Origin of the sequence: Orlajensenia flava, assembly GCF_004801905.1 — a bacterium.
Lineage (GTDB): Bacteria > Actinomycetota > Actinomycetes > Actinomycetales > Microbacteriaceae > Orlajensenia > Orlajensenia flava.
In genome coordinates, this window is sequence record NZ_SSSN01000005.1 from 20,413 (window position 1) to 34,342 (window position 13,930).

The 13,930-nt window shown below is 68.5% G+C and carries 14 protein-coding genes; 6 read left to right on the forward strand and 8 right to left on the reverse strand.

What is annotated here, in order from left to right; genetic code table 11:
* Positions 1-33 precede the first annotated feature (33 nt).
* Both E6C70_RS07870 and E6C70_RS07875 read left to right on the forward strand, forming a co-directional pair.
* Positions 34-399, forward strand: coding sequence for a sterol carrier family protein (locus E6C70_RS07870; protein ID WP_136424005.1), 366 nt, complete (start codon positions 34-36; stop codon positions 397-399).
* Between the two features lie 78 nt (positions 400-477).
* Complete coding sequence (locus E6C70_RS07875) at positions 478-858, forward strand: hypothetical protein (protein WP_136424006.1); 381 nt, start codon at positions 478-480, stop codon at positions 856-858.
* Between the two features lie 10 nt (positions 859-868).
* Here E6C70_RS07875 and purF read toward each other — a convergent pair whose 3' ends face one another.
* Both purF and E6C70_RS07885 read right to left on the reverse strand, forming a co-directional pair.
* Positions 869-2,326: an amidophosphoribosyltransferase gene (purF, locus tag E6C70_RS07880; protein ID WP_136424007.1), complete on the reverse strand. Its 1,458-nt coding sequence runs from the start codon at positions 2,324-2,326 to the stop codon at positions 869-871.
* A gap of 105 nt (positions 2,327-2,431) precedes the next feature.
* A complete protein-coding gene (locus E6C70_RS07885; protein WP_136424008.1) occupies positions 2,432-2,923 on the reverse strand; it encodes a carboxymuconolactone decarboxylase family protein in 492 nt (163 codons plus the stop codon).
* Between the two features lie 47 nt (positions 2,924-2,970).
* Between E6C70_RS07885 and pdxR the strand changes: the two genes are divergently transcribed.
* Positions 2,971-4,389 carry a MocR-like pyridoxine biosynthesis transcription factor PdxR gene (gene pdxR, locus E6C70_RS07890; RefSeq protein WP_136424009.1) on the forward strand — a complete coding sequence of 473 codons (1,419 nt, stop codon included), beginning with the start codon at positions 2,971-2,973 and terminating at the stop codon, positions 4,387-4,389.
* 36 nt (positions 4,390-4,425) lie between these two features.
* Here pdxR and E6C70_RS07895 read toward each other — a convergent pair whose 3' ends face one another.
* Positions 4,426-5,040 carry a zinc-binding alcohol dehydrogenase gene (locus tag E6C70_RS07895; protein WP_136424010.1) on the reverse strand — a complete coding sequence of 205 codons (615 nt, stop codon included), beginning with the start codon at positions 5,038-5,040 and terminating at the stop codon, positions 4,426-4,428.
* Positions 5,041-5,352: 312 nt separating this feature from the next.
* Between E6C70_RS07895 and purM the strand changes: the two genes are divergently transcribed.
* Positions 5,353-6,459: a phosphoribosylformylglycinamidine cyclo-ligase gene (gene purM, locus E6C70_RS07900; RefSeq protein WP_136424011.1), complete on the forward strand. Its 1,107-nt coding sequence runs from the start codon at positions 5,353-5,355 to the stop codon at positions 6,457-6,459.
* A gap of 289 nt (positions 6,460-6,748) precedes the next feature.
* Positions 6,749-8,836, forward strand: coding sequence for a potassium transporter Kup (locus E6C70_RS07905; RefSeq protein ID WP_235833343.1), 2,088 nt, complete (start codon positions 6,749-6,751; stop codon positions 8,834-8,836).
* 18 nt (positions 8,837-8,854) lie between these two features.
* Here the strand turns inward: E6C70_RS07905 and E6C70_RS07910 are convergent, their stop codons facing one another.
* Entirely contained in the window at positions 8,855-9,073 is a 219-nt protein-coding gene (locus tag E6C70_RS07910) for a DUF3073 domain-containing protein (RefSeq protein WP_136424012.1), read from the reverse strand.
* Between the two features lie 146 nt (positions 9,074-9,219).
* On the opposite strand from E6C70_RS07910, the gene E6C70_RS07915 reads away from it, so the two are divergent.
* The gene (locus E6C70_RS07915) at positions 9,220-10,287 is read left to right on the forward strand and encodes an NAD(P)-binding domain-containing protein (protein ID WP_136424013.1); all 1,068 of its coding nucleotides are present in this window, start codon (positions 9,220-9,222) and stop codon (positions 10,285-10,287) included.
* 15 nt (positions 10,288-10,302) lie between these two features.
* Here E6C70_RS07915 and crcB read toward each other — a convergent pair whose 3' ends face one another.
* From crcB to E6C70_RS07935, 4 genes are all read right to left on the reverse strand, one after another.
* Positions 10,303-10,671 carry a fluoride efflux transporter CrcB gene (gene crcB, locus E6C70_RS07920; RefSeq protein ID WP_136424014.1) on the reverse strand — a complete coding sequence of 123 codons (369 nt, stop codon included), beginning with the start codon at positions 10,669-10,671 and terminating at the stop codon, positions 10,303-10,305.
* Positions 10,668-11,129, reverse strand: coding sequence for a fluoride efflux transporter FluC (locus tag E6C70_RS07925; RefSeq protein ID WP_136424015.1), 462 nt, complete (start codon positions 11,127-11,129; stop codon positions 10,668-10,670). Before E6C70_RS07925 ends, crcB begins: the two co-directional genes overlap by 4 nt.
* A 17-nt stretch (positions 11,130-11,146) precedes the next feature.
* Complete coding sequence (locus tag E6C70_RS07930) at positions 11,147-13,207, reverse strand: APC family permease (RefSeq protein ID WP_407921028.1); 2,061 nt, start codon at positions 13,205-13,207, stop codon at positions 11,147-11,149.
* A 193-nt stretch (positions 13,208-13,400) separates the two neighbouring features.
* Entirely contained in the window at positions 13,401-13,898 is a 498-nt protein-coding gene (locus E6C70_RS07935) for a GNAT family N-acetyltransferase (RefSeq protein WP_136424017.1), read from the reverse strand.
* Between the last annotated feature and the right edge of the window lie 32 nt (positions 13,899-13,930).

A 13,930-nucleotide genomic window follows, 5' to 3' on the forward strand; every position in this document is an offset into this window, starting at 1 on the left:
GCCCGCCCTTCTCGCACGCGACAGAATGGACGTATGGCACGGGCACGCATCGGTGACGCGGAGGGGGCGGCGGCTGTCCGCGCCTGGCGCGCCGATCCCGATGCGGCCTCCCGCGACATCCGGGCGCTCGCGGTGCGTTATTCGCTGCAAGCCCTCGCCGACAAGGTGCCGGGCAACACCGTCGAGGTGCGCGTGCCGCCGTTCGGCGCCGTCCAATGCATCGAGGGGCCTCGGCACACCCGGGGCACGCCTCCGAACGTCATCGAGACGGATGCCGCAACCTGGCTGGCCCTCGCCACCGGCGGCCAGACGTGGGCACAGGCTCTCGCCTCGGGTCGGGTGCACGCCTCGGGTCAGCGAGCCCAGCTCGACGGCCTGCTGCCGCTCGGCTTCGGCTGAACGCTCGATCAGCGCCGACGCGCGGGTCGGCGTCGCCGGATGGCAAGTGCGGGTCGGCGCGGGTGGGAGAATTGCCGGGTGAGCACCGAGCAACCGACCCCGCGTCCTGAGGACGACGAAGCGACGCGCGACGGGGAGTTCGTGGTGCACGGCGACGTCTCCGACGATGGTCCGATCGAGGTCGATCGCGAGGACGCCGTGCTGCGGCGCGCCCCGAAGTACCCGCGCTTCATGATCGCCGGGGCGATCGCCGGAGTGCTCGTGGCCCTCATCCTCACCGTGGCTTTCCCGGCGAACGCGCAATTCAGCCCCGCCCAGGTGTTCGGATTCCTGCTGCTGTTCTTCGCCGTGATCGGCGCGGCGGTGGGCGCGGTGGTCGCGATCCTCGTCGACCGGTCGATGCTGAAGCGGTCGCAGAAGGCGGTCGTCGAGCGTCGATCGACGCATCCGCCCGCCTAGTCGCGCTCGCTCAGCTGAGCTGCGTACGCTCGACCCAGTCGAGGTACTCGGGCGTGACCGTTCCGGTGACGTACTCGCCGGTGAAGCACGACAGGTCGAGTTCGGTGACGCCGCTGCCCTGCATGATCGCCGAGCTGAGGTCGGCGACCTCCTGGTAGATCATGCTGTCGGCTCCGAGCTCCGCCGAGATCTCGGGGATCTTGCGTCCGTGCGCGATGAGTTCCGTCCGCGAGGGCATGTTGATGCCGTACACGTGCGGAAAGCGTACGGGCGGCGCCGCAGACGTGAACGTGACCTTGTTGGCGCCAGCCGCCCGCGCCATCTCGACGATCTCCTTGGACGTCGTGCCGCGCACGATGGAGTCGTCGACGATGAGCACGTTCTTGCCCTTGAACTCAGTTCCCATGGCGTTGAGCTTCTGGCGCACGCTCTTCTTGCGCTGCGCCTGCCCCGGCATGATGAACGTGCGGCCGATGTAGCGGTTCTTGTAGAAGCCCTCGCGGTACTCGATGCCGAGCTTCTGCGCGACCTGCATCGCCGCGGGGCGTGACGAGTCCGGAATGGGCATGACGACATCGATGTCGCCCTTGTCCATGTGGGTCTCCACCGTGTCGGCGAGCCGGTCGCCCATGCGCAGGCGGGCCTCGTAGACGGAGATGCCGTTCATGATCGAGTCGGGCCTGGCCAGGTAGACGTACTCGAACGAGCACGGGATGAGCCGCGGGTTCCTGGCGCACTGGCGCGAGTAGAGCTCACCGTCGATGGTGATGAAGACCGCCTCGCCGGGGGCGACGTCGCGCACGATCTCGTAGTCGCCGTTCTCCAGCACGAGGGACTCGGACGCGACGATCCACTCTTCCTTGCCTGCATCCGTCACGCGTCGTCCGAGAATGAGGGGACGGATGCCGAACGGGTCACGGAAGGCGAGCAGCCCATAGCCGGCGATGACCGAGATGACCGCGTACGAGCCCTCGACACGCTCGTGCACCTGGCTGACGGCCTGGAAGATCTGGTCGGGGTCGAGCTCGAGGCCCTTGATCTGCCCTTGGAGCTCGGTCGCGAGCACGTTGAGGAGCATCTCGGTGTCGCTCGCGCTGTTGACGTGCCTGCGGTCGATGCGGAACAGGTCGTCGCTGAGCTCGCGCGTGTTCGTGAGGTTGCCGTTGTGGACGAGGATGATGCCGTACGGCGCGTTCACGTAGAACGGCTGGGCCTCCTCCTCGCGCTCGGCAGCACCCTTGGTGGCGTAGCGCACGTGGCCGAGCCCCATGTTGCCGAGCAGTGAGCGCATGTCACGCGTGCGGAACGCCTCGCGCACCTGCCCCTTGGCCTTGACCATGTGCAGCGTGGGGCCATCCGCCGTGGCGATGCCCGTCGAATCCTGCCCGCGGTGCTGCAGCAGGAGGAGGCTGTCGTAGATCTGCTGGTTGGCCGCCTGCTGGGAGACGAGGCCGACGATGCCGCACATGCGTGAGCGTGGCTCCTGGGTTGGGTTCTCGGCCCGAGTCGGGCCGCGCCCAGTCTCCCACAATCGCGCCTGCACATTCGCTGGGCGATCGACGATATGGAGCTGTCAGGAGCGGCTGCGGCGAGGTCTCCAACACCGGGTGGTGACTCCGATCGTGTTCCACGTGTTGATGGTCACGATCGCCACGACGATCGCTGCCAGCTCGTCGTCGCTGAACACCGCGCGGGCGTCGTCGAACACGGCGTCGGGGACGTGGGTCTCGGACAGGCGCGTCATCGATTCGGCGAGTGCGAGAGCCGCCCGCTCCTGGGCGGTGAAGAACGAGGACTCGCGCCAGATGGCTACAGCGTGCAGGCGCTGTTCGGTCTCGCCGGCTGCGCGGGCCGCGTTGCTGTGCAGGTCGACGCAGTAGGCGCAGCCGTTCAGCTGCGAGGCGCGGAGGCGGATGATCTCCCGCAGTCGGGAGTCGATGCCCGCACGGTCGAGCTCGGCGGTGGCCGCGTCGTCGAGCGCGGTGACCGCACGCGAGTACTCGGGGACGATGGCGTCGAAGTCGAGGCGAACGGGAATGCGGATGGGGTCTTCCGTGATGGTCATGTCGCTCACGGTACGCCCGTATTGGAACCCGAGTAGAGTCCACTTCCGTGACGGAAACACGGGCCAATAGTGGACTCGACCTGCACCTCGAGGTCTCGCGGACGCGTCCGGCCGCTTCGCTCGAGTCGGCGCTGCGCTCGGCCATCCGTTCCGGTCGTCTGGCTCCCGGGCAGCGGCTGCCCGCCTCGAGGTCCCTCGCCCTCGACCTCGGTGTCGCTCGCAACAGCGTCGCCGAGGCGTACGGACGGCTCGTCGCCGAGGGGTGGCTCGAGGCACGCGTCGGCGCCGGCACCTGGGTGGGCGATCGCGAACACGCCCCCGAGCAGCAGCCGGCGGTGCGGCCTGACTCCGCCGCCCTGCTCGACCTGAGGGGCGGCATCCCCGACGCGACGACGTTCCCGCGATCGGCTTGGGCGGCGGCCGCGCGACAAGCGCTGACGCGAGCGCCGTCCGAGGCGTTCGGCTACGGCGCGGGTCAGGGCGCCCCAAGCCTGCGCAGCACGATCGCCGACTACGTCTCGCGCGCCCGCGGCGTGTTCGCCGAACCCGACGACGTCATCGTCACGCACGGGTTCGGCGAGCTGCTCGCCCTCACGGCGCGAGCTCTGGTCGGTCGTGGCGCGCGCCGCATCGCCGTTGAGGAGTACGGCCACGAGTCGCACCGTGCCATCCTCCGCGCGAGTGGACTGCGGCTCATCGGCATCCCGGTCGACCGCGACGGCGCCGCCATCGACGCGCTCGAGACCAGCGGTGCGGATGCGGTGCTGCTCACTCCGGCGCACCAGTTCCCCACCGGCGTGCCGCTCTCGCCGGCGAGGCGGGTGGACGTGGTGCGCTGGGCCGAGCGGACGGGCGGGCTGATCGTGGAGGACGACTACGACGGCGAGTTCCGCTACGACCGGCGCAGCATCGGGGCGCTCCAGGCGCTCGCTCCGCAGCACGTGCTCTACGCGGGGACGGCGAGCAAGGGCCTCGCACCCGCGGTGGGCCTCGCGTGGGGCGTCGTGCCCCACACGCTGCTGCCGGCGGTCCTCGATCAACAAGCGCTCGCCGGGGGTGCCCCCGCGACACTCACGCAGCTCACGTTGGCCGAGTTCATCGACCGTCATCGCTACGACCGCCACCTGCGCTCGCTCCGTGCGCGTTATCGGGCGCGGAGGGAGGAGCTCGAGCTGGCCGTGGGCGCCGGGCTCCCGGAGGCTCGCGTGTCGGGTATGGCCGCCGGCCTGCACTGCCTGGTCGAGCTCCCGCCGGGAACGGATGAGGCGGCCGTCACCCGGCGAGCGCTCTCCCTCGGCCTGCAGCTCGACGGTCTGAGCACATTCCACGTCGGCGGGCAGTCGCCTGGTCGAGGGCCGGCCATGGTGCTCGGCATCGGCGGGCCGGCCGACCACGTCTACTCCGAGGCGGTGGCCGCTGCCCTCGAGGCGATGCAGGTCGCGATGCACGACGCCGCCGAGGCATGACCCTGCGGACCCATGACACCCGAGGAGCGCGGAGCCTCAGGCGATCTCGGCGATGATCGGGTGGATGGCCCGATCGAACGCGGCCGGGTCGCTGCGGAGGGCATCCGTCACCGCGATGGTGAGCGACCCGATCCACCACACCCCGCGCTCGGCGAGCGGCAGCACCTCGACGTTCAGCTCGAACGAGTGAGCACGGCGCCCGACCTCTCGTTCATGCTCGGCGATGGTGCCGGCGTAAGCGCGATAGGAGTCGGCGGGCCGGGCGGTCGATGCGGACTCATAGGTGTTGCGCGCCCAGTCGGTCCACGCCATCGCGCTCTGCCGCAGGGGTCGGATGGCGGCGGCCAGCTCGTCCGCACCTGTCACGGGCAGCGCGACCCAGAGGCCGTACTCGTCGATCAACTGCAAAGGGACGAGAGAGGGATGCGCCTCCGGCTCCACGGTCATCGCCCACCAGTCGCGCCATTGGCGCTCGAGGAGGTCGTGTCCGTCGACGTCCCGGACGGCTTCGCTCGGACCCGGAACCCCACGCAGGCGCGGCAGTTCGGTGGGAGAGGCGATGCCGAGCGTCTGGCGCAGCCACAGAGCGAGGAGCACGGGGACGCGGGCGTCCTCGCGAATCATCCAGGATGGCACTCCGCCCGCGGGCATACCTGATTCTATGGCCGAGCGACTCGTCGACCGTCCTTCTACGGATGGCTTCGTCCAGCGTGATTTCCCGTCGGGCGCCTCGTCGAGTTGACGAGAACTGTCGGTTTGCACGCCGCTGAGCGACAGTTTTCGTCAACTCGGAGGAGGTGGGGGCCGATTGAAGTGGGCAGAGTCAGGATGGGGGCTGTGGAGAGGGCGGGATGGGGGCTGTGGAGAGGGCGGGATGGGGGCTGCAGGGAAGCCGAGATGGGGCGGGATGGGCCGGGATGAGAGCGGAGAGGCCCGGATGCCGGCTGCCGGTACTCTTGACGGGTGAGCGCGAACACCTCCTATGCCGCCGCGGGCGTCGACACGGCAGCCGGCGATCGGGCCGTCGAACTGATGAAGGCGGCCGTCGCAGCGACGCACGGACCCAACGTCTTGGGGGGCGTCGGCGGCTTCGCCGGCCTGTTCGACGTGTCATTCCTCACCTCGTACAAGCAGCCCTTGCTGGCCACGTCCACGGACGGCGTCGGCACCAAAGTGGCTATCGCGCAGGCCATCGACAAGCACGACACCATCGGCCAGGACCTCGTGGGCATGGTCGTCGACGACATCATCGTCGTCGGTGCGACTCCCCTGTTCATGACGGACTACATCGCCTGCGGGCGGGTCGTGCCCGAGCGCATCGCCGCCATCGTCGGGGGCATCGCCCGGGCGTGCTCCGCGACGGGCACTGCACTCGTCGGCGGGGAGACGGCCGAGCACCCCGGGCTCATGGGTCCCGACGATTACGACGTTGCCGGCGCAGCCGTCGGTGTCGTCGAGGCGGATGCCGCCCTCGGCGCCGACCGCGTGCAGGACGGCGACGTGGTCGTGGCGATGGCGTCATCGGGCCTGCACTCCAACGGCTTCTCCCTCGTGCGGCACATCCTGTCTCAGCGTGGCATCGGCTATCGGGACGCCCTGCCCGAGTTCGGCGGCGGGGTGGGCGAGGCGCTTCTCGAGCCGACACGGCTCTACACCGGTCCGCTCGTTCGCGTCCTGGGCGACCCGGGACTCGCCGGTGCCGTGCACGCTCTCAGTCACGTCACCGGCGGCGGAATCGCCGCGAACCTCGCTCGCGTGCTGCCCGTGGGTTTCTGGGTGGAGCTCGATCGCTCGAGCTGGTCGCCCCCATCGGTCTTCCGCGTGCTGAGCGAGATGGCCGGCAGCTCGCTCGAGAGCTCGGAAGGCACGTGGAACCTCGGCATCGGCATGTTCGCGGTGGTGGCGGGGGATGCCTCATCCGGCGTCATCTCAGCGCTCGAGGCGGAGGGCATCCCGTCGTGGGTGGCCGGTCGCGTCTCGACGAAGCCTCACGACGTGAGCGGATTCGTCCAGGGTGAGAAGGGCGTCAACGGAGGAGCAGTGCGACTCGTCGGCTCGTACTCGGACTGATGGGCCGCTGCTCGGACGGCCGCAGCAGCACGGTCGAGATTCGGGATGACTTCGCTGATGTCGGCCCGCATGGCTTCCGTTCGCCTGAGCTGGCCTGGAGCGCTGATGCTCGTGCGCGGAGGGGTAGTGTTGCCGCAATGCGAGGTAGATCGTTGCTCAGCCCGCGGGTGCGCCGGTATCCATGACCGAGCCCGCACCCTCTCGGCCGGGTGACCCGGGCGCCGAGCCTGACGGCGCGCATCCCCGCGTGGACGACTCGCATTCCCGAGGGGACGATACGGCATCCCGCGTGGACGCCACGACTGTCTCGCCCGATGCCGTACCTGTCTCGCCGGAGCCGGAGCCAGAGCCAGAGCCAGAGCCAGAGCCGGGGCAGGCCCCGCAAGCCGGCGACGACGCACTCCCACCGGCCGGTACGGAGCCCGACGGGGAGGCGACACCCAACGCGCGGCGCGGCGCACCTCGGGATGGCGGGCACGGCGCAGGGCGCGGCACGCGGGCGATCGTGCTGGGAGCCGTAGCCGCGCTGGGTGTCGTCTTCGGTGACATCGGAACGAGTCCGCTGTACGCGCTGAAGACCGTGTTCCTCCTCGACGGCGGCGCCGTGCGAGCGAACGAGGAGGACGTCTTCGGTGTCGTCTCGCTGATGTTCTGGAGCATCACCATCATCGTCTCGATCAAGTACCTCGGCATCCTCATGCGCGCCGACAACGACGGCGAAGGCGGGGTGATGGCGTTGGCGGCCCTCGCTCAGCGCCTGTATGCGAAGCGTGCGCGCCGAGCGGGCGTGCTCCTGATCATCGGCATCGTCGGCGTCGCGTTGTTCTACGGCGACTCCATCATCACGCCGGCCATCAGCGTGCTCTCGGCGGTGGAGGGCCTGCACGTCACGGTGCCGGCCATCTCGCACCTCGTCATTCCGATCGCCGCCGTCATCCTGATCGGCCTCTTCGCCGTGCAGCGCTTCGGGACCACGCGTGTCGGGGTGCTGTTCGGGCCGGTCATGGTGCTGTGGTTCGTGGTGCTGGCCGTGGCAGGGCTCGCCATGGTCATCCGCTACCCGGCCGTGCTTCTCGGTCTCTCACCGACCTACGCGGTCGCCTTCATCGTCGCGCATCCCGCGATCTCGTTCATCGCCCTCGGCGCGGTGGTGCTGGTGATCACCGGCGCGGAGGCCCTCTACGCCGACATGGGACACTTCGGACGCGCGCCGATCCGGCGCGCGTGGTTCTTCCTGGTCTTCCCGGCGCTCACGATCAACTACCTGGGTCAAGCGGCGCTCATCCTGAACCATCCCGCGGCGAAGGCCAATCCGTTCTTCCTGCTGATTCCGGACTGGGGACGACTGCCCGTCGTGATCCTCGCGACCGCGGCCACCGTGATCGCGAGTCAGGCCGTCATCTCGGGAACGTTCTCGCTCTCGCGGCAGGCCGTGCAGCTCGGCGTTCTTCCACCGCTCACCATTCGGCAGACGTCCAAACGAGAGGGCGGCCAGATCTACCTGCCCGCCCTCAACGCCCTGCTGTTCATCGGCGTGATGGCCGTCATGCTCGCGTTCGGCTCGTCGGACCGACTGTCGACCGCGTACGGAATTTCCGTCACCGGCGCGCTCGTCGTCGACACCCTCCTCCTGCTGCTCGTGGCGGTGCCCCTGTGGCACTGGGCTCCGTGGAAGATCGCCATCGCTGCGGTGGCGTTCGGCGGGCTGGAACTCGCATTCCTCGCCGGCAATCTCTCCAAGATCGTCAACGGCGGGTGGGTCCCCCTGCTCATCGCCGCGGCGATCATCACCGTCATGACGACATGGAAGAGGGGACGGCAGCTCGTTCAGATCGACCGGAGGAAGAAGGAGGGCTCTCTCGCCGAGTTCATCGAGGACGTTCGCGTTCAGCAGCTGCCGCGCGTTCCCGGCATCGCCGTCTTCCCGCACCCCAATAAAGACAGCACCCCGCTCGCGCTGAAGGCGAACGTCAAGCACAATCGCGTCCTCCACGAGCATGTCATCATCGTGTCGGTCAGCACGGCTCAGGTGCCGCACGTGCCGACGTCGGATGCGTTCGAGTACGACGATCTCGGCTACACCGACGACGGCATCGAGCACCTGTCGATCCGCTTCGGGTTCTCCGACGAGCAGGACATCCCGCTCGCGCTTCGAACCGCGGCGTCCACCGGGATCCTCTCGGTCGACGCCGACGAGTTTCGACGGGCGTCCTACTTCATCTCCCGCGGGGCGATTCGAACCACGCGGGCGACGGATATGGTGCGCTGGCGGCGATCGCTGTTCATCGCGCTCGCCCACAATGCGGCCGATCCCGCGGCCCGCTTCGGCCTACCCGCCCTGCGCACAGTCACAATGGGCAGCGACGTCGAGATCTGACCCCGACAGGCCGCCCGCTCAGGCGCGCTTCTGCTCGTCTTCCGTCGCGTAGTGGTCGACGTATTCGTCATCGGCCTCGGGGGCGTCGTACTCGGGCCACTTGGCGAGGTCCTCGTCGAGTTGGCTGTCGTGGTGGCCCAACTCACGCTCCAGGGCACCGTAATTGGTGTCCGGGCTGAAATACTTGAGCTCGCGAGCCACTTTCGTGTGCTTCGCCTTCTGACGGCCGCGCCCCATGCGAGACCCCCTCACGATGCCTGGCCGGTGGCGTACTCGCCCCCCGGCGTGTGAACCGGTAATGAAAACTTCGGGCTAGTTTAGCATGTGCGATCGGGGCAGACCGGGGCCATGCTCACAGCGCGACATGGTGAAGTGGGAGTGTTATGGCAATCGAGCGGACCAAGGTCGTCGTCATCGGCGCCGGTCAAGCCGGTCTGTCGGTGGCCTACTTCCTGCGGCGCTTCGACCTGCAGCCCGGCGAGGACTTCATCGTGTACGACCGCGGGCCCGGACCGGGCGGTGCATGGCAGCATCGGTGGGAGGCGCTCAAGCTCGGCACCGCCCATCGCGTGAACGACCTCCCCGGCATGGCCGAGATGGGGTTGAGCTTCGACACCGCCGATCGCGCATGGCCGGCACGCGAGATCGTGGGCGCGTACTACGGCAGCTACGAGCAGTACTACGGATTCAAGGTGCAGCGCCCGGTCAGCGTGTCGGGTGTCGAGAATCGCGGGGCCGACCTGATGGTGCGGCACTCGCGCGGGAGCACGGCGACGCAGTTCCTGGTCAACGCCACGGGCACGTGGGGCTCCCCCTTCGTCCCCTACTACCCGGGTGTGAGGGAGTTCGAGGGGCGACACGTGCACACGGCCGACTACGTCTCGGCAGAGGAGTTCCGCGGCCAGAACGTGGTGGTCGTGGGCGGTGGGACATCCGCCATCGGCTTCCTGCTCGAGCTCGAAGGCATCGCGGCCAGCACGACGTGGGTGTCACGGCGGCCCATCGACTGGCTCGAGGGCGAGGGGCTGGACCTCGAGGGAGCATCGGCGGCGGTCGCCATGCAGGACGAGGCAGCGCGCTCGGGCCGTGCGCTGCCGAGCATCGTCAGCGGCACCGGCGTGCACAAGTCGCGCCGCATCGCAGCGGGCATCGAGCGCGGCCTACTGGATGCGCGTCCGCTGTTCGACCGGGTCGATGCCCATTCGGTCAGCTGGAACGACGGGACCTCGGTGCCGGCCGACGCCATCATCTGGGCGACGGGCTTCCGCCCCGAATTGCGCCACCTCGCGCCGCTGAAGCTCCGCGAGAAGGCCGGAGGCGTCAGCGTGCAGGCGGGAGCGTCTTGGACCGATCCCCGTATCTTCCTCGCCGGCTACGGGCCGCAGGCCTCCACGATCGGAGCGCAGCGGGCCGGTCGCATGATCGCCCGTCAGATCATCGCGATGCTCTGACGGGCCAGGGAACGGTCAGCGGCAGAGCAGATAGGCGCCCAGAGCCACCCCGAAACCGAGCACGAGCGAGACCAGCACGTTGAGCACGGCCGCGCGCCAGCGGCCGCCGTCGACGAGCTCGATGGTCTCCACCGTCCATGTGCTGAAGGTCGTGAGCCCGCCGCACACGCCGCTCACCACGATGTACTGCCACTCGGAGGAGACGGCGGTGCGTTCCACGAGCCCGAGCAGTGCGCCGCCGATCGCCGAGCCCAGCACGTTGACGATCAGCACTCCGCGCGGCAGATGGCCCCGCACGACCGGCAGGCGATGCGAGACGAGGAATCGGATGACGGCGCCCGCCGAGCCTCCGACGATCGCCGCCGCGACGACCAGTGCGCTCACAGCGTCTCGCCCTGATCGGAGATTCCGCGCGGCATCCGTCGGTGAGCCTCGAGGGTGCCGAGCCTCAACCCCAGCGTGGCGGCGCCGAGGCCGAGGACGACCGAGAGCAGCAGGTAGACCAGGGTCTCGCCGATCACGCCCGACGTGCTCATGCCGACGAGCGACACCATCACCGCCGAGAACGTCGTGAACGAGCCGAGCACGCCCGCACCGACGCCGGCGCGCACCCAGCGCGGCATGCCGGGCACCTTCCACAGGCCGCCCACCAGCCATCCCAGAACCAGCGCGCCCAGGAGATTGATGAGGAAGGTCGACCACGGGAATGCGTGGCCCGCATGCGGCAGGGCGGCATCGATGGCCAGGCGGCATCCGGTGCCGATGAGTCCACCGATGGCGACGGCGAGCACCTCCCGCTTGGCGGGCCCGCGGTAGACGGGCTTCGCGGGTGTTGGCGGCATGCCCGCCATCGTAAGCGCTACTTACGCTTGCGACGTCGTGCGGCGGAGGGCCTCGACACGCCGCGCATGGCGGCGGGCGGCGTGATCGTCGTCGTGGTGATGGCTCCGGCGGGCGGCATCGGCTTGCGCGGGACGGGCCGCACGGGTTCGCCGCGTCGATCCTGACCGGGCAACGGACGCGAGCGCCGGCCGTACAGCATGTCGGAGGAGTCCAGTAACCACGGCACCAGGGCGATCGTCACGCCGTGCACCAGCATGAGCTTCTGCCGGATGCGCCGGGCCTTGTGGTTGTGCAGCAGGTTCTCCCACCAGTGCCCCACGATGTACTGCGGCATGTAGATGGTGGTCACCTCCGAGCCGTGCTCGGCCCGGCGCTCCTTGATGTGCAGGATGACGGGGTAGGTGAGGTCGCGATAGGGGGACTGGATGACGTGCAGCGGCATCTGGATGTTCATGCGCATCCAGTCCTTCTTCAGCTGCTTCGTCGAGTCGTCGTCGATCGAGACGTGGATCGCCTCGATGCTCTCGTGGCGTGCGGCGATCGCGTAGTCGAGCGCCTTGAGGACCGGCTTCTGCATCCGCCCGACGAGGACGATCGCGTGGTCTCCAGTGGCACCGAAGGTCGTGGTCGGGTCGACCTCCACCTCCTTGGCCACGTCGCGGTAGTAGCGGTTCACGCCCAGCATGAGGATGAACAGGATGGGCATCATCACGAACACGATCCACGCGCCGTGAGTGAACTTGGTGATCGTCACGACGACGAGAACGACGAACGTCATGACGGCGCCGAGCCCGTTGATGGAGAGGCTCTTGATGATGGAGCCGCGCGCCGCACCCGGCCGCTTCAGCTCCCTCACCCAGTGCCGCACCATGCCTGTCTGACCCAGGGTGAACGAGACGAACACTCCGATGATGTAGAGCTGGATGAGCACCGTCAGGTTGGCTTGGAAGACCATCAGGATGAGGACCGCGAACAGAGCCAGGAGCAGGACGCCGTTGGAGTAGATCAGGCGATCGCCGCGGGTTGAGAGCGACTTCGGTGCGTAGCCGTCCTTGGCCAGCACCGAGCCGAGCAGGGGGAACCCGTTGAACGCCGTATTGGCGGCGAGCAACAGGACGAGGGCGGTGGTGGCCTGAACCACGAAGAACAGGAAGGTGTTGTTGCCGAACACGGCGGCCGCCACCTGGGCCATCAGCGACCGTTGCGGCTCGGATGCGCACTGCGTCCAGCCGATGAGATGGCAGGGCTCCTCGGCGTAGTGCACCTGCGACAGCAGCGCGACCGTCGTCAGGCCGGCGAACAGAAGGATGGCGGTTCCGCCCATGAGCAGCAGGGTGCGTTGCGCGTTCTTGACCTTGGGCTTGCGGAAGGCGGGCACGCCGTTCGCGATGGCCTCGACGCCGGTGAGGGCCGAGCATCCGCTGGCGAAGGATCGCAGCAGCAGCAGGATGACGGCCCCCTGCGCCAGCTGCTCGCCCTGCACGCCGTAACCCGCCGACTCCGCCACCGGCACGTCTCCGAAGATGGCGCGCACGAGGCCGGTGACGATCATGATGGCGACCGACCCGATGAACAGGTACGTCGGGATGGCGAAGGCTTTGCTCGACTCGCTCACTCCGCGCAGGTTCACGGCGGCGAGGAGGATGACGAAGACGACCGCGAGTTCGACCCGGAAAGGCGCGAGCCCGGGTAGCGCCGAGATGATGTTGTCGACACCCGACGCGACCGAGACGACGACGGTCATGACGTAGTCGACCAGAAGGGCTGATGCGACGACGAGGCCGGCCTTCTCGCCGAGGTTCTTGTGCGCGACCTCGTAGTCGCCGCCACCCGACGGGTAGGCCTTGACGAGCTGGCGGTAGCTCATGACCACCGTGATGAGCAGGACGACGACCGCCGCGGCCACCCAGGGCGCGAAGGCGAGGAACGAGAGCCCGCCCACGAGCAGGATCATCATGAGCTCCTGCGGCGCGTACGCGACCGACGAGAGCGGGTCGCTCGCGAAGATCGGGAGCGCGAGGTGCTTGGGGAGGAGCTGGCCTTCGAGGTGCTCGTTGGGGAGCGGGTCGCCGATGATCCAGTTCTTCGGCGATTTCAGCTCGGGAGGGGGAACGGGTGCCCCGTCATTCGTCACGGGTGACCAACCTACTCGACGCGCGAACACTGTCAAATCGGGTTCTATTCCCGCCTCGTGCATTCACCTCTACATTGTGCGCGCAGCTCGCCGCATCATCGGGAAGGACGCGAGATATTCTCGGGGTCGCGAGCGCTCACAGCTCGAAGACCCAGTCGTGGCAACGGATGGGGTTGCCCGGCGGGTACTCGTACCCGATCTCACCGCGATTGGTGAACCCGGCCTTGCGGCAGATGGCGTTGGAGGCGAGGTTGTCGGTGCGCGGATAGGCGTGCAGTTCGCGCCGACCGCGCACGACGCGCGCGTGCTCGATGATCTCGAGGAGGGCGGCGGTCGCGATGCCCTGTCCTTGATAGGCGGACTCGACGCTCCATCCCGTCTCGTACGAGGGGACGCCGTCGTGGTCGTGGAACCAGTATCCGATGACGCCAACCCCCTCCGGGTGCTCCGCGGTCACGATGCGGAACATATGGGCGGTCCCCTCGCGGTTGAGCCGGAGGTAACGGTCGTTCCGCTCGACGAGCTTGTCGTCGGTCTCCGGACCGCCGAGGTAGGTCATCATCTCGGGAGCATTGCTGCGCCTGAGGGTCTCGAGGTCGTCAGCGCCCCAACGCTGCAGTTGCACGGTCGGCATGACCCCAGTCAAGCAGTGACCGCCGACGGTGA